The following is a 21,086-nucleotide window of genomic DNA, read 5'->3' as shown; positions in this document are numbered from 1 at the left end:
GCGTGTCGGTCGCTCCGCCGTTCCCGAACAGGACCTGCCACCATGACATTTTCCTCCCGCTCCCGCCTCACCGCCGCCGTCGCCGCCGCGGCGGTCCTGATTGCCGGCATCCTCATCCTGATGGCTGGCGGCTCGTCCCTGAGCGCCGCCGACCGCCGCCTCGTCGACCGCATGGAGGCGACCTTCGACATCTGCTACGCCGACGACCTCGCCACCCTCGACAAGGTCGCGGGCTGCATGGAGGCCATGCGCGTCGGGATGGACCTACACGGCCTGTTCCGCCTGATCGAGCCGCTGATCATGGCCGCAGAGCGCGACGAGATCCACAGCCGGGACGATCTGGTCAATTGGCTCGAGCCGCGGCTGGTCGAGGCCGGCCTCATCATGAAGACACGCTCCGCATCGTCGATGACGATCCAGGACATCGATAGCGGCAAGCCCATCCCGCTCCGCGGCTTCTGCTTCAGCGAGGTATTCCGCGCGCCACATGACATCCGGGATCTTCGCGATGAACGGGGGCCGCTACGGCTTGAGCGTCAGAAGCGCCTCGAAGAAGCGGCCAAGAAGTTCGTCGAGCTGAGAAACGGCTACGCGATTGCACGGGCCAACCGCGAGGAACATCCCGCTCCCGAATTGTTCACCGGCCTTTCCGACACCTTGTCCGTCGTTCTGCCCGCCGCACATCCGGACACTGGAGATCTCCATGACGAGGGAAGCCGAGCCAGCACAGTCCTGCCGCCGTCGAACTCAATGGCTTCTCCACGATCGGATGAGACGAGCCTGCCCGGCAAGATGTTCATCTGCGGAGAGCCGAAGAATTCAGCAACGAAGCGGCAGTTCGGACGCTCATGCGACTTCAATGACCTGCCGTGGTGGATGATCTCGCCTGCGCGAAGCACCACAACACGGTCTGCCAAGGTCATGGCTTCGACTTGGTCTTGTGTGACATGGATGGTCGTAGTCCGCAGCATCCGGTGCAGCCGCTTGATCTGCAGGTGAAAGGTGAGGAGCAGTCTTGACCCGGGGATGAGCCGGAACGTCGGTCCTGAAGACGCAAGTTTCGACGATATTCGTCCCGACGCATCCACCAGGCCAATCGCGACGCGCTTCTTGGCCTGTCGCCATCGTGACGCGTTGTTCCACGACGCTGAGCTTCTCGCAGGGCGCGATAGATCCATCTTGCGCCCGCTGGATTCTCCTCGGCGTCATCGACATCACGTCGATCTGCCTCGCGACAAGGGTCCTTGCCAGAACAAGAAGCGGATGCATCGTGGACGATCGCAGCTTACCTCAGAACAACTCGACATCGCCTCCGCGTGGCCGCATTGGCTGCTCTCTTTCGGCAACGCGTGCTTCTCCCAGCAGGTGCATCTGCACTCGACCGCTTGCCGGCCAGAACCGGATGCGCCTTGCCTGGGTGCCGCCCAGGTCGCTGCCCAGCAAGCGAATGCCCTCGTCCAGGAGAAGCCGCCTTGCTGCTTCTGCATTGCGCTGGCCGATGTCGGGAAGTCCCGCCATCATGCGCGCCCCGCCGAATAGCTTCGCCCGCAGGCGCCCACGCATTGCGCCCCGCCTCAGAAGGCCGTTCACCAGGACCTCCATTGCGGCCGCCGCATAGCGGATGTCCGATCCGCCGGGACCGGCATCGGGAAGCAGGAAGTGGTTCATCCCGCCGATTCCCCTGTCCGGATCGAAGATGCAGGCGGACACGCAGGATCCCAAGACAGTGGTGATTATCGTTTCCGGATCATCGTGAATCGCATGCTCACCCTGGATGACGTGAACGACCTTGGGGGTCATTGGACCGCCCTCAAGCGGCCCGGCTCGCGCCCCAGCAAGGCATGTCCGATCCGACTCAGCGGAAGGACTTCGGACGCGCCGCCCCTCTCGACCGCCATTCGTGGCATGCCCCAGACGACCGATGTTCCTTGGTCCTGGGCTATCGTGACGGCCCCTGCACGACGTAGGCGGCACATGCCTTCGGCACCGTCCGCGCCCATGCCCGTCAGGATCGCGGCTCGAAGCTCCAACCGGCCGGCCAACGAGACCGCTTCAGAAAACAGGACGTCCACGGACGGGCGGTGACCAGAAACCGCTGGCCCTGTTACCAGGCGTGTCCTCGCGCCGCCGCGCAAACCCACCGCAAGGTGCCGGTCGGGGGCCGCCGCCAGGTAGATGGTGCCGCGACGCAGGGGCGTGCCATCATCGGCGGCGATGACCGTCGGCGCCAGCAGCTGATCCAGACGCCGGACCAGGCCCTCGGCAAAGCCGGGCCGGATGTGCTGCACCACCAGCGTCGGGGGGCAGTCTTCGGGAAACGCAGCGAGCACAGTCTCGAGCGCGGTGATCCCGCCGGTGGAGGCACCGATCAGGATCACCGAGTCGATCGCGGTCCGCGGCGAATGATCCAGCGTGCGCGGTGTCACGGCGAGCGAGCCGCCAAGATCTCGGAGCAGTGTCGCGGCCAGGCGTTCGGCACTGATATCGAGATTTGCTGGTCCGCCCTGGCTGTCCTTGAAGATCACGACGTCGGCCTCGATCATCGCCAGCATGTCCGACAGCATCTCGAATTCGGGCAGCGCGGCCATCTCTGCGGCGACGGCAACGCGACGGGGCAGGTACTTTTCGATCAGCACGTAGGCCTCGCCCAGCGCCGCCGCCATCAAGGCCGAGACCCTCCCCCCTGCTTCGCAGCATCGGCGGATGGCCATGCGTCGCGAAGGGTTGGGATCGGCAATGAGCAGGATCGCTTTTGACACGCGCAGTCTCCGGACAAGGTCTCGCGAAGATGAGCCGGAATGGTGAAGATTTCCTTCCCCCTCATTGGTCCGGATCTGTTGGATTTTAGGTTTGAAGGGAACGATTCCTTAAAACTTGGATGCTACCGATGGGGGTGCCGATTACCGAAACGAGATGGATGACATGCACGCCCTGCCCCTGCCAGAGACATTCGACCGCAAGGCCGTCGCGCAGTTCGCGCAGACCTTGATGGACCACCGCGGCGGCGATGCCGTGCTCGATGCATCGGCAGTGACACGGATGGGTGTTCCCGCGGTCGAACTTCTGGTGGCAGCACGCAAGCAATGGCTTGTAGACGGGCACAGCCTGCGGATCAGCGACGCCTCAGCGGCATTCCTCTCGACGCTCGACGACATCGGCGTCTCCCTGGATCTCCTGCACGCTGAGGCACCTGCATGACAACCCGCATCCTGGCGGTTGATGATTCGCCCACCATCCGCGCGTTGGTCTCGAAGGCCCTGCGCAACGCCGGCTTCGAGGTCTTCCTGGCCTCTGACGGCGTCGAGGGGGTTGGCGCGCTCTCCGAAGTCGACCCGCACCTGATCATCACCGACATCAACATGCCGCGCATGGACGGGTTCGGGCTGATCGAAAGCGTCCGCTCGACCGGCACCCACGCCGAGGTGCCGATCCTGGTCCTGACCACCGAAAGCGGCGACGACCTCAAGGCGCGGGCCCGCAGTGCCGGGGCGACCGGCTGGATCGTGAAACCCTTCGAGGACGCGCGTCTGGTCGCCGTCATCGACAAGGTTCTGGGGCGCTGAGATGAGCGAGATGGACGAATTCCGCGAGATGTTCTTCGTCGAATGCGACGAACTTCTTGAAGGGCTTGCAAACGGCCTGCGCACCATGGAAGCCCCGAACTTCGAAAAGGAAACCGTGCATGCGGTCTTCCGCGCGGTGCACTCGATCAAGGGTGGCGCGGCCGCGTTCGGTCTGACGACACTTGTCACCTTCGCGCACCGGTTCGAGACGCTGCTGGACCTGATCCGGTCCGACCGGATGGATACGCCGCCACCGATCATCGCGCTGCTGCACCGGTCGTCAGACTGCCTCTCGGACCTCGTAGCCGCGGCGCGCCTGGCAACCGAGGCGGATCAATCGCGCGTCGACGCCCTGCTGGCCGAGCTTGACGCCCTCATCGACGACGACGATGGCCCGGCCGACACATCGTTCGAGTTCACGCCGATCACACTGGATTTCAACGCCGCTCCCGCCATGGCACCCGCAGCGGGCCTGCAGGTGCAGATGAAACCGACATTCGACCTTTATCGGTCGGGCAATGATCCTCTCGCGCTGCTGGCGGCCCTCCGGAAGCTTGGCGAGACAACGGTCACGTTGCGCACTGACGGGGTGCCCGCATTGGCGGATTGGAGCATCGAACGGCCGCAGCTGGGGTGGGACATCCGGATCGCCGGAGCCGTGACGGAAGCTGACATCCGCTCCGTCTTCGAGTTCGTGGACGACTGCTGCACCCTGTCGATAAGCGCAATCGCCGATGAACCTGCAACAGAAACGTTCCTACCCTTGGAGGTCGCCGTGCCAGGCCCTGCCGCGGCCGAGCCACAGCCCGCCGACGTCGCCGCAGCACCTGCGGCGGCCCCTGCCGTCAACCGACCAGCACCCCCCCTGGCCGAACCCGCTCAAGGCGCGACCATACGCGTCGGCCTCGAGCGGGTCGACCGCCTCATGAACATGATCGGCGAGCTGGTCATCAAGGAGGCGATGCTCTCGCAGGTGATCCAGACTGCGGGGCTGCACGAATCTCCTGACGTCGTCGCTGGCCTCGACTCGATCCGGCAATTGGCGGGCGACATCCAGGAGAGCGTCATGGCGATCCGCGCGCAGCCGCTGAAGCTGGTGTTTCAGCGCATGCATCGCATCCTGAGAGAGGCGGCCGACGCGACTGGCAAGCCGGTCAGGCTGGTGACCATCGGTGAACAGACCGAGGTCGACAAGACCATGATCGAGCGGCTGATCGACCCGCTGACCCACATGATCCGCAACTCGGTCGATCACGGGCTGGAAGACGCGGTGACCCGACAGCGACGGGGAAAGCCGCAGGAAGGCACGATCACGCTTTCGGCTGCCCACCGGTCCGGCCGGGTGCAGATCGAGATTTCGGATGACGGGGGCGGCATCAACCGGCCAAAGGTGCGCCAGATCGCCGAGGATCGCGGCCTGATCGCGCCGGGCAGCAACCTGTCTCCGTCGGAGATCGACCAGCTTCTGTTCCTGCCGGGGTTTTCGTCCAAGGACGAGGTGTCGGCACTGTCGGGACGCGGTGTCGGGCTGGATGTCGTCCGTCGCGAGATCATGGCCCTTGGCGGCCGGGTGATGATCGATTCGGTCGAGGGCAAAGGCACGACCTTTGCGATTGCGCTGCCCCTGACGCTGGCGGTTCTGGAGGGCATGCTGATCCAGCTTGGCGATCAGACGATGGTGCTGCCCATAACGGCGGTTCAAGAGACGCTGCAGCCCGACCAGTCGATGCTGCACGGCGTCGGCCAAGGTTCGCAGCTTCTGGCGAATCGCGGCGAGCTAATCCCTATCATCGACCTCTGCCAGACCTTCGGGCTGGACGAGCCCGAGAGCGAGGGCGGCGTTCTGATCGTCGTCGAAAGCGACAGTCGCAAGCGTGCGGCCTTCCGCGTCGACGGCATCTTCGACCAGCGCCAGGTGGTCATCAAGAGCCTGGAGCAGAACTATGGTCGCGTTCCCGGCGTCTCGGCAGCCACGATCCTCGGTGACGGCAAGATCGCGCTGATCATCGACCCTGAGGAAATCATTCTGTCTTTGTCAAATGACCACGGCCGCCACATGGCAGCCATGGCCTCGAACGGGTGACACATGCTGCAAGCCATTTCTTCCAATGCCATCGGTCAAAGCGACGTCGTCGCCTTCAAGCTGGCCGACCAGGACTTCTGCATCGACATCGGACTGGTGCGGGAGATCCGGGGCTGGACGCCCACGACGATGCTGCCCCACGCGCCAAGCTACGTGAAGGGCGTGATCAATCTTCGCGGCTCGGTCGTCACGGTCGTCGATCTGTCGGCTCGGCTGGGCTTCGGAACGGCGACGCCATCGCAGCGCCACGTTGTCATAATTGCGATGCATGCGGGCCGCGTGGTCGGGCTTCTTGCCGATCTCGTCTCGGACATCCTGACGATCGACGAAGACCACATTCAGGGCGTCCCCGACATCGCGTCGAACCCGGCGCGGGAATTCATCACCGGCATGATCACGCTGGAGGATGGCCGCATCCTTCGCAAGATCGACCTGGCACAGCTGCTGCCCACGCCGCACGGAGCAGACATTTGACCATGACGTCCGCCGGTCCGCTGCTAAGCGACGTCCAGTTCCGCAAGATCGCGGGACTGGTCTACGAGGACAGCGGGATCATCCTGACAGAGGCGAAGCGCAGCCTGTTGATGGCCCGGTTGAACCGCCGGCTGCGGGCGCTGTCCCTGCCCGATTACGGCGCGTACTGCCAGCGGCTGGACGGCACGGAGGGGCCTGCCGAACGGCGCCACCTGCTGTCGGCCATCACCACGAACGTCACCGCCTTCTTTCGCGAAAACCACCACTTCCAGTCGTTGGCGCGCGACATCTTGCCTCCGATGGTCGAACAGGCGCGACGGGGACGCAAGCTGCGATTGTGGTCGGCCGCCTGCTCGTCGGGCGAGGAGGCTTATTCCATCGCCGTGACGCTTCTGGATGTCTTCACCGACGCGGCCAGCCACGACGCTCTGATCCTGGCGACGGATATCGACCCCGAGATGGTGGACCGGGCCGAGCGGGGCCTCTTCTCCGAAGAGGCGATGAAACCGGTCGACCCGGCGCAGGTGAAGCGCCATTTCCAGCCGGTTCCTGCAGGGTACGAGGCGAACGCAGACATGCGGGGCATGATGCGCTTTGCCGAACTGAACCTGCACGGCGACTGGCCGTTTTCGGGCCGGTTCGACGTGATCTTCTGCCGCAACGCTGCCATCTATTTCGACAGTCCCGCACGCCGGCGCCTGTGGCTGCGCTTCGCAGCGGCGCTTGAACCGGGCGGCTCGCTCTACATCGGGCATTCCGAACGGCTCGACGGTCCAGCAAGCGCGTGCTTCGACGTCGTCGGTACGACCCACTACCGCCGCAATCTCCATCCTGTTCCGACTACATCCTGAAAGACCCAAAATGGCACTCAAATCGAACCTTCACGTCATGGTGGTTGACGACATGACCATCAGCCGCTCCCTGATCGAGCAGGCGCTGGACTGGGCCGGGCTCGTCAACGTGCAGTACGAGGCCAACGGGGAAAACGCCTTCCGACGGCTGGCGGCAGCCCCGGTGCACCTGGTGATCTCGGACTACAACATGCCGGGAATGGACGGCCTCTCCCTGCTCGAGGCGCTGCGTCAGAACCCGAGCACCCAGCGCATCGGCTTCATCCTGATCACCGGCACCGCCAACCGCGAGATGATCGAGCGGGGACAACGCGCCGGGATGAACAACTTCATCGCCAAGCCCTTCACCAAGGAGGCGCTGCTGCGCTGCATCGAATCCGTGACAGGGAAGCTGCAATGATCGGCGGGCCCGAGCCAGTGCCGGGCGGGAACCTTCGCGATGAAGCGCTGGCTGAAAAATTGTTGGCTGCGGCAAGCGAAGCTCATCGCCTGGCCGAGGCGTTGACTTCGCTTGATCGCGCAATCGGCCACGCAGGCGGCATTGCAGCGCCGCCGCTGCAGGCTGTCGACCTTCTGCGGCAGGAGGCCGAGGGGCTGGCCCAGTTCCTGAGCGCGCTTGCAGCCGCGGCAAGGTCCGCCGACGGCGACCCCGCGGCGGCTACGCACGGACTTCGGCTGAGGGCGCAGGTCGCGCGCCTCTCCGGATGCAGCGTCGCCGCTGGGGACGCAGAGCCGGTGGAACTCTGGGGCGTGGCGGCGGGCTGATCGGCCCGTGCAAGACCCAAACCACGTCCCTGCATGGCCCCGTCGATCATCCGAGCCAACGACGGCAAAGTCCGGCGCAGCATCGAAGGCCAGGAAGGCGTTGACGAAGCCAGCCGATGACAGGGCGCATTCTGAAGGGCGGCGATTCCCGCAGCCGCCCCCTTTTCATCGTCGATCATATCCCTATGCTTGCTCCGGACAGAGAAGGGTGATGGCATGTCGCGGTCTGGACTCGATTACGGCGGAATGATGCTTCGCGCGCTGCAGGGCATGATCGCCGAGGTGCTGCGCAAGGTCGCGGCCGAAGGACTGCCGGGCGAACACCACTTCTTCATCACTTTCGATACCCGGGAAGACGGTGTCGAGATGGCCGACTGGCTGCGCCAGCGCTACCCCGAGGAGATGACGATCGTCGTGCAGAACTGGTTCGACAACCTGACGATCCAGCCCGACCACTTCACGATCACGCTGAACTTCGGAAACTCTCCCGAGCCGCTGAAGATCCCCTTCGACGCCCTTCGCACCTTCGTCGATCCGTCGGTCGAGTTCGGCCTGCGTTTCGAAACGCAGGAGAGCGAGGCGGAAGAAGATGACGACGATGCCGAATATCACCTCGACGCCGAGGATGACGGCGACGACACCCCGCCTTCTGGCGGCGGTGAGGTTGTGCGGCTGGACCGCTGGCGGAAGTAGCCATGGTCATGCGGGGGCTGTCGGGCTTTCCAATCACCCCCACGACCGAGGATGGACGCCCTTTGCCGGCGGACCTGAGCCGGCTTGTCAGGCGTCTGGCGGCGGCTGGCGTGGACAGCATCGGCGTCCTCGGCTCGACCGGCGGCTATGCCTACCTCAACCCCGACACGCGCACGCATGTGCTGGAGATCGCGCTGGAAGCTGCGGCCCGGACGGTGCCGGTCATCGCCGGGATCGGCGCGCTGCGCACAGACACCTCCGTGGCGCTGGCGCGTCATGCCGCCGATGCGGGGGCGGCGGGCCTGCTGCTGGCGCCCATGTCCTACACGCCCCTGACCGAGGATGAGGTCCATCGCCATTTCCATGCGGTGGCTGACGCGTCGGATCTGCCGATCTGCATCTACAACAATCCCTCGACCACGCACTTCAATTTCTCGCCTGCGCTTCTGGCGCGACTGGCGATGCTGCCGACGGTGACGGCGGTCAAGATGCCCCTGCCCCTAGACAGCGATTTCGCGGCCGAGATCTTCCGCTTGCGCCGCGACCTGCCCCGGGGCTTCCTGATCGGCTATAGCGGTGACTGGGGCTGCGCAGATGCGCTTCTTCAGGGCGCGGACGCCTGGTTCAGCGTGGCAGCCGGGCTCTGGCCTGAACAGGCGCTGGAACTGACCCGCGCCGCGCGCGCCGGTGACCGGGCCGCGACGGATCGCTTGCAGGCGCGGTTCCAGCCGCTCTGGGACCTCTTCAGGGCCTATGGCAGTCTGCGCGTCGTCTACGCGGCAGCGGGTATCATGGGACTGACCGAAGCCCGTCCGCCCCGCCCGATCCTGCCGCTGCCGGATCGGCTAACAGCCAACGTGGAAGCCGCCATCGGCGCGCTGCAGCCCTAACCTCCTGTTAGCGTCGGCAAGCCACGGCATGCGAATTGCGTCCGCCCGCGGCTGCCGCTACACCCTCCACGAAACCGTGAGGGAGCGACCCGATGACCAAGACCCGCACCGAAACCGACAGCTTCGGCCCGCTGGAGGTTGATGCCAGCAAATACTGGGGCGCGCAGACGCAGCGTTCGATCATGAACTTCCCCATCGGATGGGAGCGTCAGCCCGTCCCGATCATTCGCGCGCTTGGCGCGGTCAAGCTGGCTGCGGCGCGTGTAAACCGGGCCTCGGGTGACCTGCCGGCGGATCTGGCCGACGCGATGGAGCAGGCCGCGACCGAGGTCTTCCAGGGCAAGTTCGATGACAACTTCCCGCTGGTCGTCTGGCAGACCGGGTCCGGCACGCAGTCGAACATGAACGCCAACGAGGTGATCTCGAACCGCGCGATCGAGATCATGGGCGGCGAGATGGGCAGCAAGAAGCCCGTCCACCCCAACGATCACTGCAACATGGGCCAGTCGTCGAACGACACCTTCCCGACCGCGATGCACGTGGCCATCGCCATGCAGGCGCGCGACGTCCTGCTGCCGGGGCTGGAAAAACTCGCCGCCGCCCTCGAGGCGAAGTCCGACGAGTTCAAGGACATCATAAAGATCGGCCGCACCCATACCCAGGACGCGACGCCGCTGACCCTTGGCCAGGAATTCGGCGGCTATGCCCATCAGGTCCGCAAGGGGATCGAGCGCGTCAAGGCCTGCCTGCCCGACATCTATGAACTGGCGCAGGGCGGCACCGCCGTCGGCACCGGGCTGAACACCAAGAAGGGTTGGGACACAGCCATCGCGGCAGAGATCGCCACTATCACTGGCCTGCCCTTCGTCACTGCCCCGAACAAGTTCGAAGCCTTGGCCGCGCATGACGCGATGGTCATGTTCTCGGGCGCACTCAAGACAGTGGCCGGCAGCCTCTTCAAGATCGCCAACGACATGCGGCTGCTGGGTTCCGGCCCCCGGTCGGGTCTGGGCGAACTGATCCTGCCGGAAAACGAGCCGGGATCCTCGATCATGCCCGGCAAGGTGAACCCCACCCAGGCCGAGGCGCTGACGATGGTCTGCGCCCATGTCATGGGCAACGACGCCGCCGTGGGTTTTGCGGGCTCGCAGGGCCATTTCGAGTTGAACGTCTACAACCCGATGATGTCCTACAACGTGCTGCAGTCGATGCAGCTTCTGGGCGACGCGGCGTCCAGCTTCACCGACAACATGGTGGTGGGCACGCAGGCCAACACCGCCAGGATCGAGAAGCTGATGAAGGAATCGCTGATGCTGGTCACGGCGCTGGCCCCCACCATCGGCTATGACAACGCCACGAAGGTCGCCAAGACCGCGCACAAGAACGGCACCACCCTTCGGGAAGAGGCCATCGCGCTTGGCTTCGTGGACGGAGAGACCTTCGACCGTATCGTCCGCCCCGAGGACATGATCGGCCCCAAGGACTGACAATCACCTTGACCCTAGCCATCCGGGGCGCGCTATCCTTGGCGCGCCCCGTTTCACGTTCCGGACCCATGACCCGCATCATCAACCTGCGCCAGGCCCGCAAGTCCCGCGCCCGCGACGCCAAGCGTGCCGCGAGCGATACCAGCGCCGCGCTTCATGGCGAACCCAAGGCGCTTCGCGATGCAAGACGCGCCGAAGAGGACCGCGCAAGGCGTGCTCTCGACGCCCACCGCGCCCCTCAGGAGCCCGAGGAATGATCGACCTGCCGCCGATGACGCCGCCGCTGAAGCGGTCGGTGACCATCGACGGCCACAGGACGTCGGTGTCGCTGGAGGATCCGTTCTGGAAGGCGCTGGCCGAGGCGGCCGCCGCGCGCGGCGTCACCCGAGCGGCCCTGATCGGCCGGATCGACCACGCCCGCCCCCCCGACGTGGGTTTGGCAACCGCCCTGCGACTGTTCGTGGTGGACGCGCTGATCCGGGATCGCGCGCCCTAGGTCGCGATCAAAGCGGCCACCAGCAGGCCGGTCGTCGCGGTCTCCATAGCCTGCACGTCGTCAGCACTCCGTGACGGCCCAGTAGCACGTTACGGTCGGATCAACTCTGGGGGAGGTTAGCAGATGACCCGCATCGGGAAGCGGGGCGCAGCCTTCGCGCGCTCATCCAGCGCCACCCGGTTTCCGAAGTCGACCCGTCAGCTTGCGACGCCGGCATGGGTCGACGTCAGGTCCAGCAGGATCTGGCCTTCGGCATCACGCACCTCGGTCCGCACGGTCGACATTCGCTTGGCGCGCTGGATCCAGCGTGCGCGGGCCGTCAAGACCCCGCCGCCGCGATTCGCAAGGAACTGCGCATTGAAGGTGATTGCTTCAGGGACGCTGTCCATCCCCTCCTGTGGTTGTTCGCCGCCAAGCACCAGGCAGGTCGCGATCATGTCGGCGAACCAGACAAGGGCACCGGGCTGGATCGTCCCCTGCGCACTCAGCATGCCGGCATCGATGGTCATCTCGCCCTCGGCCTCGGTCCCGCTGACCCCGGTGATGTCGCATTCGATTTTCCCGCAGAGCGTCCGGTCAGTCATGACAGGTCATCCTTTCAGCTTTCGGCCGGCGTCCCGAACAGGTCGCAGGCCATGGCACGCGGTGGTCAAGGCATCCGGCACAGGCCGCGCCATGCCCCCATTCAGTCGACCAGTCGCGCGATCAGGGCCGAGGTATCCCACCGCCCGCCGCCCATCAGCTGGACGTCCTTGTAGAACTGGTCGACCAACGCCGTGACCGGCAATAAGGCTCCCACCTCGTCGGCGGCGGCCAGGCAGATTGCAAGATCCTTGCGCATCCAGTCGACCGCGAAGCCATGGTCGAAGTAACCTTCCGCCATCGTCGCGTGGCGGTTGACCATCTGCCAGCTTCCCGCGGCACCCTGGCTGATCACCTCGACGACCGCCGCGGTGTCGAGGCCCGCCCTGCGCGCGAAGGCCAGCGACTCGGACAGGGCCTGGACCAGGCCCGCAATGGCGATCTGGTTGCACATCTTGGTCAACTGTCCCGCGCCGATCTCGCCCATGCGGCGGCAGATCTTCGCATAGACGCCGATGACCTGGGCCGCGCGGTCGAAATCGGCCGCGTCGCCGCCGCACATGATCGACAACTGACCGTTCTCGGCCCCGGCTTGCCCGCCCGAGACCGGCGCGTCGACATAGCCCAGCCCGGCGGCGCGCGCCACCTCGGCCAACTCGCGCGTCACCTCGGCCGAAACGGTGGTGTGATCCACGAAGACCGCGCCGGGCGCCATGCCGGCGAAGGCGCCGTCAGGGCCAAGGCAGATTTGACGCAGGTCGTCGTCGTTGCCGACGCAGGCTATCACGAACTCGGCACCGACCGCAGCCTCGCGCGGGGTGGCGGCCCGGCTGCCCTCGTGGCGGTCGGCCCAGGCCTGCGCCTTGTCTGGGCTGCGGTTGAACACCGTTATCTGGTGCCCGGCCTTGGCCAAGTGCCCGGCCATCGGAAAACCCATCACCCCAAGTCCAAGAAACGCCGCTGCAGCCATTGCTTTTCACTCCCGATCACCCTGTCGCCGCGCGTTGAATTGGCGGCGCGGCTGTCTTATGCAGCACACCACCACCCATGCGCGGCCGGGTCAACCCACGCCGCGATCCGGCCCCGAGGACCGCCCAATATGCTGACCCTGTTTCGCTGGCTCTTGCGGCTGACCGTCGGGCTGATGATCCTGATCGTGCTGTCGGCCGGGTTGATCTGGTACTTCTCGGTCCGCTCGCTGCCAGACTACAACGCGCGGTTTCGCGTCGAAGGCATCGACGCGCAGGTCGAGATCGTGCGCTCGACCGAAAACGTCCCCCATGTCTTCGCCAAGACCGACACGGACGCCTTCTTCGCGCTGGGGCTGGTCCATGCCCAGGACCGGCTGTTCCAGATGACGCTGCTGCGCCGCGCCGCCCAGGGCCGCCTGGCCGAGATCCACGGCCCGAGCGCGCTGGCAGCCGACGTCCTTGCCCGCAGGCTCGAGCTTTATCGCGCGGCCCAGGCCTCGTTCGACGTGCAGGACGGCGCCACCAAGGCCGCCTTGCGGGCCTATGCCGATGGCGTGAACCAGTGGATCAGCATCGTCAACGCGGATGCCATGGGTCGGGGCGCGCCCGAGTTCTTCCTCTTTCCAGACGTGATCACCTTCTGGCAACCGGCCGATTCCATTGCGATCCTGAAGCTGCTGGCCGCAAGCAGCACCAATGCCGCCGCAGAGGAGGTGCTGCGCGCGCGCCTTTCGCTGGCTTGGCCCACGCGCGGTGCGGACCTTCTGTCCGGCGTCGGCGTCCCGAACGACCTGCCGACGTACGAATCGCTCTTTCCCGACGCGCGTCTCGGCGTTCCGGAGCGACGACGCAATCCTGACGCGATCCGCGACACGATCAGCTTCCTGAACCCCGGTCTGCCGCTCGGTGGAAACGTCTTCGGGGCGGGACCCCAGCGCACAGCGGCCGAGGGGTCGCTGCTGGCGAACGACCTGCATGTGGGCCTGACGGCCCCGTCGCTTTTCTATCTCGCGCGGATCGAACTGCAGAACGGCGGCGTCATCGGCGCGACGATCCCTGGCATGCCGCTGGTCCTGTCGGGCCGCAGCCCCGGCTTTTCGTGGGGCATCGCGCCGCTGGACATCGACGATGCCGACATCGCCATAGAGGAAGTGCAGCCAGGCAATGCCGACCGCTATCGCGGTGCGCGCGGCTGGACCGCGTTCCAGACCCGGACCGAGACGATCCGCGTTCTGGACGGTCCCGCGCGGACGATCACGCTGCGCGAGACGCAGAACGGGCCCGTCGTGCCGTCGCTCGATCCGGGGCTGGCCGACGTGATCCCGATCGGCCATGTCGCCGCGCTTCGCTGGACGGGCCTCTCGCGCCAGGACACGACGATGTCGTCGCTTCTGAACGTCATGCGGTCGGACAATGCCGCCGATGCCGCACGTGCCCTGTCCGGTGTCGTGTCGCCGGCGATCACGGTGACCTTCGCCGACCGTCAGACCCTGACGCGGGTCGCCGCAGGCGCGGCGCCGCAACGTGGCCCGGACCACCCGACCGCAGGCGCCCTGCCCGCACCAGGCTGGTTGCCGCAAACGGCTTGGCAAGGCGCGGTATCGCTGGCTGCGGAACCGCAACGCCCTGTCGATTCCCTGGCCCTCGACACCGACGAGCCGCCGGCGCTCGGGATGCGGCACAAGCGGTTGGAGCGTCTGCTGGGCGACCGTGAGGTGCATTCCCGCGACAGCTTTATCTCGGCCCAGCTTGATGTCGTCGGCTCGGCGGCGCGGGCGCTTCTGCCGCTGGTGGGCGCGAACCTGTGGTTCACCGGCGAACCCGCAGCCCCCGGCACGCCGGAGCGCCAGCGCCAGGACGCGCTGACGCTTCTGGCCGAATGGGACGGCGCCATGAACGAACACCTGCCCGAGCCGCTGATCTACGCGGCCTGGATGTCCGCCCTGCAGGACCGGCTGATCAGGGACGAGCTTGGGCCGCTGGCGGACGACATCACGCGGGTGCAGCCCGGCTTCATCGACAGGGTGTTCCGCAACAGCAACGGCGCGGCGGCGTGGTGCAACGTCATCCAGAGCGCGGTGACCGAGGACTGCGCACTGATAGCGCGGCAGTCGCTGGACAGGGCGATCCTCGACCTTTCCGCGCGCTACGGCAGCGACGTGGCCAGTTGGCGGTGGGGCGATGCGCATCAGGCGCGCCACCTGCATCCGGGCCTCGGCGGCCTGCAGGCGCTAGGCTGGATCGTGAACATCACGCAGTCGATCTCGGGCGGAGAGTTCACCGTCTCCCGGACTGGCCTCTTCGGCACCGGCCCGCAGAGGTTCGAGGCCGTCAGCGGCGCCGGCTACCGCGGCGTCTACGATCTTGCCGATCCCGACAGTTCGGTGTTCATCATCTCGACAGGCCAGTCTGGCCACCCGTTCTCGCGGCACTACGACGACATGGCCGGGCTGTGGCGGCGTGGCGAATATGTGGGCATGTCGCTCGATCCCGACCTTGCCCGCGCGGCGGCCGTGGGCGTCACCATGCTGATCCCGTCTGACTGATCCGGCCGCCATCTTCGGCGCGGCGTGCGGGGCCGCGGGAATCGAAACGGGGACGAATGGCCCCCGTCGGATCGTCTTGTCAGGCGCGATCAGAAGTGGATCGCGCGGCCATAGGCGTCCAGAACCGCCTCGTGCATCATCTCGGACAGGGTCGGGTGCGGGAATACCGTCTCCATCAGGTCCTGTTCGGTCGTCTCCAATTGGCGTCCGACGACATAGCCCTGGATCAGCTCGGTCACCTCGGCGCCGACCATATGCGCGCCCAGCAGTTCGCCGGTCTTGGTGTCGAAGATCGTCTTGATCATGCCCTCGGGTTCGCCCAAGGCAATCGCCTTGCCGTTGCCGATGAAGGGAAAGCGGCCGGCCTTGATGTCCAGCCCCTGTTCCTTCGCCTTCGCCTCGGTCAGGCCCACGCTGGCGACCTGCGGATAGCAATAGGTGCAGCCCGCGATGCTGCCCGGCTTGATCGGATGCGGATGCCCGCCCGCGATCAGTTCGGCCACCATGACGCCCTCGTGGCTGGCCTTGTGCGCCAGCCAGGGCGCACCGGCCAGGTCGCCGATGGCATAGACGCCCTCGACCCCGGTGCGGCAGTATTCGTCGGTGATGACATGGGTTCGGTCGACCTTGATTCCGGCCTCTTCCAGCCCCAGCCCCTCGACATTGCCGACGATGCCCACGGCGGAGATGACGGTGTCGAAATCGCGCGTCTCGGTCTTGCCGCCCGCCTCGATATGGGCGGTGACGGTGCTGCCCTTGCGGTCCAGCTTCTTGACGCTGGCCTTCTCCATGATCGTCATGCCCTGCTTGACGAACTGCTTCTTGGCGAAGGCGCTGATCTCGGCATCCTCGACGGGCAGGACGCGGTCCATGACCTCGACCACAGTCGTTTCGGCACCGAGCGTGTTGAAGAAGCTGGCGAATTCGATGCCGATGGCGCCCGACCCGATGACCAGCAGCTTTTTCGGCATATGCGGCGGCTTCAGCGCGTGCTTGTAGTTCCAGACCAGCTTGCCGTCCGGCTCCAGCCCCGGCAGTTCACGCGCGCGCGCGCCGGTGGCCAGGACGATGGACTTGGCGGTCACCTCCTCGGTGCCCTTGTCGGTCTTGACCGTGACGCGGCCTTTGCCGGCCAGCTTGGCCTCACCCATAATGACGGTGACCTTGTTCTTCTTGAACAGGTGGCCGATCCCGCCCGACAGTTGCTTGGCGACGCCACGCGAGCGTTCGACGACCGCGTCGAGGTCATAGCCGATCCCCTCGGCCTTCAGCCCGAAATCTTTGGCCCGGTGCATCAGGTGGAACACCTCGGCGCTGCGCAGCAGGGCCTTGGTCGGGATGCAGCCCCAGTTGAGGCAGATGCCCCCCAGATGCTCGCGCTCGATGCAGGCGACCTTCAGGCCAAGCTGTGCACCGCGGATCGCGGCGACATAGCCGCCGGGTCCGGCACCGATCACCACCATGTCGAAATTCTGGGCCATCACGTCCCCCGCTGACTGAAATATAGTTCAGCGTTAAACGATTTGCCGCAGGGCGGCAAGCGCACCTCAGCCGCGTCGGGCGCGGCGGGGTTCGTCCTCCTCGGGCTCAAGCTTCTCGGCGGGTGGCGGGGTCGGATCCGACTGCGCCTCGTCCAGCACGGCCTCGACCGCCAAGGTGGTGGCGCTCGGGGTGATGACGGCAAAGCTTCCCTGTTCGTCGGGGGTCAGCGCGCGGCGCTGCGTGGTACGCCAACCGGCATAGGCCGTCAGCAGTGCCAAGAGGACGCCCATGTAGATCCAGAACCCGTCGGGCCCCACCACGCCCATGAGCCAGCCGGTGATGATCGGTCCGCCCATGCTGCCCAGGCCATAGATGAACAGCAGCCCCGCCGAGGCCGAGGCCATGTCGGACTGTTCCAGATAGTCGTTCGTATAGGCCAGGAGCAGCGCGTAGATCGGGTTGGCAACGCCGCCCATGATGCCGCCGGCGATCACCAGCCCCAGGGTGCCGGGCTGCGCCGCGATGACGATCAGCCCGCACAGCCCGCCCAAGGCCGACAGCATCAGCACCAGCTTGCGGCGATCATAGCGGTCCGAAATCCAGCCGATCGGATACTGCAGCACCAGCCCCCCGGCATAGATCGCCGCCACGAACAGCGATATCTGCGCCACCGACAGTCCGACCTGCGCCCCCCAGACCGAAGACATGCCCGACAGCACCGCAAAGACGCCGCCCATCAGGAAGATGCCCACACACCCAAGCGGCGACGCCTCGTAGAGGCGGCGGAACGACATCCGCTTGATCGTCTCGAACTGCGGCGCTGGCTGGGCCGATAAAAGGATCGGCGTGAAGGCCAGCGACACCAGAACCGAGGGGATGACGAACAGCAGGAAGCCTGCCGGGTCCGCGACATTGAGCAGCGCCTGCGCCGTGACGATCCCCAGCATCTGCACGATCATGTAGGCCGACAGAGCCTGGCCGCGGTTCTCGTTCGAAGTCCCCGTGTTCAGCCAGCTTTCCGCCGTGATATAGACGCCGCAGAAGCTGAAGCCGATCAGGAAGCGCAGGAAGGTCCAAAGCAGCCAGTGCGGCTCGACCGGAAACAGGATCAGCGTGGCCGAGATCAGCGATCCAAGCGCCGCGAAGACCCTCACGTGGCCCACGTTCTTGATCAGGTCCGGCACGGTCAGGCTGCCCAGCAGGAAGCCGCCGAAATAGCCGGTCATGACGATCGACATCTGGAAGGTCGGGATGCCCTCGATCCCGCCCCGGATGCCCAGCAGGGTGCCCTGCATGCCGTTGCCGACCATCAGCAGCAGGATGCCCAGAAGCAGCGGCCATGTGGTGCGCAACACCGAAATCATCGCGGTCTCGTTTCAAGATGGGTCTGGATGGGTTGTCATGCCCAGCCCTAGTCGCGGCGCAGACGGGATGCCAGCCGGAAAGCGACCCTATGGGATCAGCAGCGACGCGTCGCCATAGCTGAAGAAACGATAGCCGTCCGCAACCGCATGTCCATAGATCTGCCGGATTTTTTCCGGCCCCATCAGCGCCGAGACCAGCATCATCAGCGTTGATTTCGGCAGATGAAAATTGGTCATCAGCCCGTCGGTCACCCGGAAGTGATAGCCGGGATAGATGAAGATGTCGGTCGTTCCCTGGAACGGCGCGACGCGGCCCGCGTCGTCGGCGGCCGATTCGATCAGCCGCAGCGCCGTCGTGCCGACCGCGATCACGCGCCGCCCCTCGGCGCGGGCGCGGTTGATGGCGTCTGCGGCGTCCGCCCCGACCTCTCCCCATTCGGCATGCATGCGGTGGGTGGTCACGTCCTCGACCTTGACGGGCAGGAAGGTGCCGGCCCCCACATGCAGGGTGACATGCACGAACTCGACCCCGCGCGCGGCCAGCGCCTCGAGGAGGGGCGCGTCGAAATGCAGGCTGGCCGTGGGCGCGGCAACGGCGCCCTGGCGTGCCGCCCAGACCGTCTGGTAATCCTGCCGGTCCTGTTCGTCCGGCGCCCTCAGCGACGCGATATAGGGCGGCAGCGGCATCGCGCCCACCTGCTGCAGCGCCGCGTCGAAGGCGTCGCCCGTCGCATCGAAGACCAGCCGCAGACCCGCCTCGCCCATCTCGGCCACCTGGGCCGACAAGCTGTCGCCGAACCGGATCACCTCACCCACGCGCAGCTTGCGCATGGGCTTGGCCAGCGCCTGCCAGCCCTCGGCGGCGGGCTCCAGCAGCGTGACCTCGATCTTCGCGGTCGCGTCGCCCTGCGCCGAGGCGCGGGTACGCGTGCCGGTCAGGCGGGCGGGTATGACCTTGGTGTCGTTCAGGACCAGCACGTCGCCCGGCCGCAGGATGTCCGGCAGGTCGCTGACCCGACGGTCGACGATTCCCCCGCCTTCGGCCAACAGCAACCGTGCCGCGCTTCGCGGTCGCGCGGGGCGCGTCGCGATTAGGTGGGCGGGCAGGTCGAAGTCGAAATCGGACAGCTTCATGGCCCCGCTTCTGCGTCCGGACCCTTGCCTCGTCAAGCTCTCGTGATGACCTAGTAAAAGCATCGGGCTTTACAACTCTGACAGAAATGCTAGGTAAACGGCAGAGGAGCCCGCCATGATCGTCTGCCACTGCACCCAGATCTCGGATCACGACATCCGCGCCGCCATCGACTGGATGCGCAGCGCCGATCCGCAGACGATCATCACGCCGGGCAAGATCTATCACGCCTTGGGTAAACGCGCCGATTGCGGCGGCTGCATGCCGCTCTTTCTGGACACCATGCGCGCCTGCGATAAGCTGGGCGTCGCACCGCCGATTTTGCGGGCCAGAACAGACAGCAAGAAGGATGCCACCCATGAAGGGCGACGCCAAGGTCATCGAATATCTCAACGCCGCGCTGCGGTCTGAACTGACCGCGGTCAGCCAGTATTGGCTGCACTACCGACTGCAGGAGGATTGGGGCTTCGGCAAGATCGCCAAGAAGTCGCGCGAGGAGTCCATCGAGGAGATGCACCACGCCGATCGCCTGATCGAGCGAATCATCTTCCTGGAAGGCCACCCGAACCTGCAGAAGCTGGACCCGCTGCGGATCGGCCAGAACCTTCACGAGACGCTGGAAAGCGACCTGGCGGCGGAACATGACGCCCGCAACCTCTACATCGAGGCGCGCGACTACTGCGAATCCGTCCGCGACTATGCCAGCAAGATCCTGTTCGAGGAGCTGATCCAGGACGAGGAAGGCCACATCGACTTCCTGGAAACGCAGCTGGACCTCTACCAGTCGATCGGTGCGCAGAACTATGGCCAGCTGAACGCCAGCCCGGCCGACCAGGCGGAAAAGGACGACGCGAAGTAAGCGCGCGCCGCGGGGCTAGCCCAGCCAGTCCCGCGCCAGGTCCGGCAGGTCGTCGAAGCAATCCAGCAGCGCCTCGGGGGCCAGTCGGGATATCGCCTCGCCCTCGGGTCCGAAGCTGATCAGTGCGACCTTGACCCCTGCCGCCGCCGCCGTCTTGCGGTCGGTCTCGGTGTCGCCCACCAGGAACGACCGCGCCACCTGCCCTCCGGCCGCCTCGACCGCCGCCTTGTAGGGACGGGGGTCGGGCTTCCTGACCGGAAGCGTATCAGCGCCGATCATCGCGGCGAAGCGGTCGCGGATCTTCATCTCGCGCAGCAGCGTCTCGGCCAGGCCCTCGGGCTTGTTCGTGCAGACGGCCAGCCGGTGTCCCGCCTCGGCCAGGCGATCCAACGCAGCCTCGACACCGGGATAAAGCCTCGTGTGTTCGGCGATCTTGTCGGCGTAGTGGTCCAGCAGCCGGAAGTAATCCTCGTCCTCGGCCCCTGGCGGCAGCAGCGTGCCGGTGTCCATACGCCCGTAACCCGCACGCAGCATGGCTCGCCCGCCGTGAAACGCGACCAGCGCATCGGCGACAGGGTCCAGCAGGTCGCCCAGCCCCCGCGCCCGGAAACAGGCATTCGCCGCCGCGACCAGGTCGCCGGACGTATCTGCCAGCGTGCCGTCCAGATCGAAAACCACCGTGCCCGCCAAGTCGCGCCCTCCGCAATGATCCGAAAACAAAGGTGAAGAACTCGGCTCTTTCGCCTTTTGTCGTCCCCGCTTAGAACGCGCGGGAACGATAGGCAAACGGGTGATGGGGGTCTGGGATGTCCGAGAGGGCTTTGGCGGTTGTTGTTCTTGCGGCGGGC

The 21,086-nt window shown here is 65.9% G+C and carries 24 protein-coding genes; 16 read left to right on the top strand and 8 right to left on the bottom strand.

What is annotated here, in order from left to right; genetic code table 11:
* Positions 1-42 precede the first annotated feature (42 nt).
* The gene (locus OC159_RS16470; protein WP_265502261.1) at positions 43-999 is read left to right on the top strand and encodes a hypothetical protein; all 957 of its coding nucleotides are present in this window, start codon (positions 43-45) and stop codon (positions 997-999) included.
* A gap of 291 nt (positions 1,000-1,290) precedes the next feature.
* Here OC159_RS16470 and OC159_RS16465 read toward each other — a convergent pair whose 3' ends face one another.
* Together OC159_RS16465 and OC159_RS16460 are read right to left on the bottom strand one after the other, a co-directional pair.
* On the bottom strand, positions 1,291-1,800 hold the full coding sequence (locus OC159_RS16465) for a chemotaxis protein CheD (RefSeq protein ID WP_265502260.1): 510 nt from the start codon (positions 1,798-1,800) through the stop codon (positions 1,291-1,293).
* On the bottom strand, positions 1,797-2,711 hold the full coding sequence (locus tag OC159_RS16460; RefSeq protein WP_265502259.1) for a CheB methylesterase domain-containing protein: 915 nt from the start codon (positions 2,709-2,711) through the stop codon (positions 1,797-1,799). The genes OC159_RS16465 and OC159_RS16460 overlap by 4 nt, the downstream gene beginning before the upstream one ends.
* A gap of 202 nt (positions 2,712-2,913) precedes the next feature.
* On the opposite strand from OC159_RS16460, the gene OC159_RS16455 reads away from it, so the two are divergent.
* The 12 genes from OC159_RS16455 (at position 2,914) to OC159_RS16400 (ending at position 11,302) form a co-directional block, all read left to right on the top strand.
* Positions 2,914-3,198, top strand: coding sequence for an STAS domain-containing protein (locus OC159_RS16455; protein WP_265502258.1), 285 nt, complete (start codon positions 2,914-2,916; stop codon positions 3,196-3,198).
* Complete coding sequence (locus OC159_RS16450; protein WP_265502257.1) at positions 3,195-3,563, top strand: response regulator; 369 nt, start codon at positions 3,195-3,197, stop codon at positions 3,561-3,563. Before OC159_RS16455 ends, OC159_RS16450 begins: the two co-directional genes overlap by 4 nt.
* 1 nt (position 3,564) lies before the next feature.
* Positions 3,565-5,646 (top strand): chemotaxis protein CheA, encoded by a 2,082-nt coding sequence (locus OC159_RS16445; protein ID WP_265502256.1) that lies wholly within the window; start codon positions 3,565-3,567, stop codon positions 5,644-5,646.
* A gap of 3 nt (positions 5,647-5,649) precedes the next feature.
* On the top strand, positions 5,650-6,120 hold the full coding sequence (locus OC159_RS16440) for a chemotaxis protein CheW (RefSeq protein WP_265502255.1): 471 nt from the start codon (positions 5,650-5,652) through the stop codon (positions 6,118-6,120).
* A gap of 2 nt (positions 6,121-6,122) precedes the next feature.
* Positions 6,123-6,971: a CheR family methyltransferase gene (locus tag OC159_RS16435; RefSeq protein ID WP_265502276.1), complete on the top strand. Its 849-nt coding sequence runs from the start codon at positions 6,123-6,125 to the stop codon at positions 6,969-6,971.
* Between the two features lie 10 nt (positions 6,972-6,981).
* Positions 6,982-7,371 carry a response regulator gene (locus OC159_RS16430; RefSeq protein ID WP_265502254.1) on the top strand — a complete coding sequence of 130 codons (390 nt, stop codon included), beginning with the start codon at positions 6,982-6,984 and terminating at the stop codon, positions 7,369-7,371.
* Complete coding sequence (locus OC159_RS16425; protein ID WP_265502253.1) at positions 7,368-7,736, top strand: hypothetical protein; 369 nt, start codon at positions 7,368-7,370, stop codon at positions 7,734-7,736. Before OC159_RS16430 ends, OC159_RS16425 begins: the two co-directional genes overlap by 4 nt.
* Positions 7,737-7,952: 216 nt before the next feature.
* Entirely contained in the window at positions 7,953-8,429 is a 477-nt protein-coding gene (locus tag OC159_RS16420) for an SspB family protein (RefSeq protein WP_265502252.1), read from the top strand.
* A gap of 2 nt (positions 8,430-8,431) precedes the next feature.
* Positions 8,432-9,319, top strand: a complete 888-nt coding sequence (locus OC159_RS16415) for a dihydrodipicolinate synthase family protein (RefSeq protein ID WP_265502251.1) — start codon at positions 8,432-8,434, stop codon at positions 9,317-9,319.
* Between the two features lie 92 nt (positions 9,320-9,411).
* Positions 9,412-10,806, top strand: coding sequence for a class II fumarate hydratase (fumC, locus tag OC159_RS16410; protein ID WP_265502250.1), 1,395 nt, complete (start codon positions 9,412-9,414; stop codon positions 10,804-10,806).
* A gap of 68 nt (positions 10,807-10,874) precedes the next feature.
* A complete protein-coding gene (locus tag OC159_RS16405; RefSeq protein WP_265502249.1) occupies positions 10,875-11,063 on the top strand; it encodes a DUF4169 family protein in 189 nt (62 codons plus the stop codon).
* A complete protein-coding gene (locus tag OC159_RS16400) occupies positions 11,060-11,302 on the top strand; it encodes a ribbon-helix-helix domain-containing protein (RefSeq protein WP_265502248.1) in 243 nt (80 codons plus the stop codon). Before OC159_RS16405 ends, OC159_RS16400 begins: the two co-directional genes overlap by 4 nt.
* Positions 11,303-11,499: 197 nt before the next feature.
* Here the strand turns inward: OC159_RS16400 and OC159_RS16395 are convergent, their stop codons facing one another.
* The gene (locus tag OC159_RS16395; RefSeq protein ID WP_265502247.1) at positions 11,500-11,886 is read right to left on the bottom strand and encodes a PaaI family thioesterase; all 387 of its coding nucleotides are present in this window, start codon (positions 11,884-11,886) and stop codon (positions 11,500-11,502) included.
* A gap of 101 nt (positions 11,887-11,987) precedes the next feature.
* Positions 11,988-12,854: an NAD(P)-dependent oxidoreductase gene (locus OC159_RS16390; protein WP_265502246.1), complete on the bottom strand. Its 867-nt coding sequence runs from the start codon at positions 12,852-12,854 to the stop codon at positions 11,988-11,990.
* Positions 12,855-12,983: 129 nt separating this feature from the next.
* Between OC159_RS16390 and OC159_RS16385 the strand changes: the two genes are divergently transcribed.
* Complete coding sequence (locus OC159_RS16385; RefSeq protein WP_265502245.1) at positions 12,984-15,401, top strand: penicillin acylase family protein; 2,418 nt, start codon at positions 12,984-12,986, stop codon at positions 15,399-15,401.
* Between the two features lie 89 nt (positions 15,402-15,490).
* Here OC159_RS16385 and lpdA read toward each other — a convergent pair whose 3' ends face one another.
* From lpdA to queA, 3 genes are all read right to left on the bottom strand, one after another.
* Positions 15,491-16,882 (bottom strand): dihydrolipoyl dehydrogenase, encoded by a 1,392-nt coding sequence (gene lpdA, locus OC159_RS16380; RefSeq protein ID WP_407674146.1) that lies wholly within the window; start codon positions 16,880-16,882, stop codon positions 15,491-15,493.
* Positions 16,883-16,948: 66 nt separating this feature from the next.
* Positions 16,949-18,247: an MFS transporter gene (locus OC159_RS16375; protein ID WP_265502243.1), complete on the bottom strand. Its 1,299-nt coding sequence runs from the start codon at positions 18,245-18,247 to the stop codon at positions 16,949-16,951.
* Between the two features lie 87 nt (positions 18,248-18,334).
* Positions 18,335-19,381, bottom strand: coding sequence for a tRNA preQ1(34) S-adenosylmethionine ribosyltransferase-isomerase QueA (queA, locus tag OC159_RS16370; protein WP_265502242.1), 1,047 nt, complete (start codon positions 19,379-19,381; stop codon positions 18,335-18,337).
* A 115-nt stretch (positions 19,382-19,496) separates the two neighbouring features.
* On the opposite strand from queA, the gene OC159_RS16365 reads away from it, so the two are divergent.
* The gene (locus OC159_RS16365; RefSeq protein ID WP_265502241.1) at positions 19,497-19,790 is read left to right on the top strand and encodes a (2Fe-2S)-binding protein; all 294 of its coding nucleotides are present in this window, start codon (positions 19,497-19,499) and stop codon (positions 19,788-19,790) included.
* Complete coding sequence (gene bfr / locus OC159_RS16360; RefSeq protein WP_265502240.1) at positions 19,738-20,238, top strand: bacterioferritin; 501 nt, start codon at positions 19,738-19,740, stop codon at positions 20,236-20,238. The genes OC159_RS16365 and bfr overlap by 53 nt, the downstream gene beginning before the upstream one ends.
* A 15-nt stretch (positions 20,239-20,253) precedes the next feature.
* Here the strand turns inward: bfr and OC159_RS16355 are convergent, their stop codons facing one another.
* Positions 20,254-20,928 (bottom strand): HAD-IA family hydrolase, encoded by a 675-nt coding sequence (locus tag OC159_RS16355; RefSeq protein ID WP_265502239.1) that lies wholly within the window; start codon positions 20,926-20,928, stop codon positions 20,254-20,256.
* Positions 20,929-21,086: the final 158 nt, after the last annotated feature.

This window comes from Paracoccus beibuensis (genome assembly GCF_026162625.1).
In the GTDB taxonomy this organism is placed as follows: Bacteria; Pseudomonadota; Alphaproteobacteria; order Rhodobacterales; family Rhodobacteraceae; genus Paracoccus; species Paracoccus beibuensis.
Note: the sequence above shows the minus strand (reverse complement) of the source record. Positions and strands in the feature narration are given on the sequence as shown.

Excerpts from the sequence above, each read along its gene's own strand:
- OC159_RS16470 (WP_265502261.1), top strand. The coding sequence starts at position 43 with ATGACATTTTCCTCCCGCTCCCGCCTCACCGCCGCCGTCGCCGCCGCG.
- OC159_RS16465 (WP_265502260.1), bottom strand. The coding sequence starts at position 1,800 with ATGACCCCCAAGGTCGTTCACGTCATCCAGGGTGAGCATGCGATTCAC.
- OC159_RS16460 (WP_265502259.1), bottom strand. The coding sequence starts at position 2,711 with ATGGCCATCCGCCGATGCTGCGAAGCAGGGGGGAGGGTCTCGGCCTTG.
- OC159_RS16455 (WP_265502258.1), top strand. The coding sequence starts at position 2,914 with ATGGATGACATGCACGCCCTGCCCCTGCCAGAGACATTCGACCGCAAG.
- OC159_RS16450 (WP_265502257.1), top strand. The coding sequence starts at position 3,195 with ATGACAACCCGCATCCTGGCGGTTGATGATTCGCCCACCATCCGCGCG.
- OC159_RS16445 (WP_265502256.1), top strand. The coding sequence starts at position 3,565 with ATGAGCGAGATGGACGAATTCCGCGAGATGTTCTTCGTCGAATGCGAC.
- OC159_RS16440 (WP_265502255.1), top strand. The coding sequence starts at position 5,650 with ATGCTGCAAGCCATTTCTTCCAATGCCATCGGTCAAAGCGACGTCGTC.
- OC159_RS16435 (WP_265502276.1), top strand. The coding sequence starts at position 6,123 with ATGACGTCCGCCGGTCCGCTGCTAAGCGACGTCCAGTTCCGCAAGATC.
- OC159_RS16430 (WP_265502254.1), top strand. The coding sequence starts at position 6,982 with ATGGCACTCAAATCGAACCTTCACGTCATGGTGGTTGACGACATGACC.
- OC159_RS16425 (WP_265502253.1), top strand. The coding sequence starts at position 7,368 with ATGATCGGCGGGCCCGAGCCAGTGCCGGGCGGGAACCTTCGCGATGAA.
- OC159_RS16420 (WP_265502252.1), top strand. The coding sequence starts at position 7,953 with ATGTCGCGGTCTGGACTCGATTACGGCGGAATGATGCTTCGCGCGCTG.
- OC159_RS16415 (WP_265502251.1), top strand. The coding sequence starts at position 8,432 with ATGGTCATGCGGGGGCTGTCGGGCTTTCCAATCACCCCCACGACCGAG.
- fumC (WP_265502250.1), top strand. The coding sequence starts at position 9,412 with ATGACCAAGACCCGCACCGAAACCGACAGCTTCGGCCCGCTGGAGGTT.
- OC159_RS16405 (WP_265502249.1), top strand. The coding sequence starts at position 10,875 with ATGACCCGCATCATCAACCTGCGCCAGGCCCGCAAGTCCCGCGCCCGC.
- OC159_RS16400 (WP_265502248.1), top strand. The coding sequence starts at position 11,060 with ATGATCGACCTGCCGCCGATGACGCCGCCGCTGAAGCGGTCGGTGACC.
- OC159_RS16395 (WP_265502247.1), bottom strand. The coding sequence starts at position 11,886 with ATGACTGACCGGACGCTCTGCGGGAAAATCGAATGCGACATCACCGGG.
- OC159_RS16390 (WP_265502246.1), bottom strand. The coding sequence starts at position 12,854 with ATGGCTGCAGCGGCGTTTCTTGGACTTGGGGTGATGGGTTTTCCGATG.
- OC159_RS16385 (WP_265502245.1), top strand. The coding sequence starts at position 12,984 with ATGCTGACCCTGTTTCGCTGGCTCTTGCGGCTGACCGTCGGGCTGATG.
- lpdA (WP_407674146.1), bottom strand. The coding sequence starts at position 16,882 with ATGGCCCAGAATTTCGACATGGTGGTGATCGGTGCCGGACCCGGCGGC.
- OC159_RS16375 (WP_265502243.1), bottom strand. The coding sequence starts at position 18,247 with ATGATTTCGGTGTTGCGCACCACATGGCCGCTGCTTCTGGGCATCCTG.
- queA (WP_265502242.1), bottom strand. The coding sequence starts at position 19,381 with ATGAAGCTGTCCGATTTCGACTTCGACCTGCCCGCCCACCTAATCGCG.
- OC159_RS16365 (WP_265502241.1), top strand. The coding sequence starts at position 19,497 with ATGATCGTCTGCCACTGCACCCAGATCTCGGATCACGACATCCGCGCC.
- bfr (WP_265502240.1), top strand. The coding sequence starts at position 19,738 with ATGAAGGGCGACGCCAAGGTCATCGAATATCTCAACGCCGCGCTGCGG.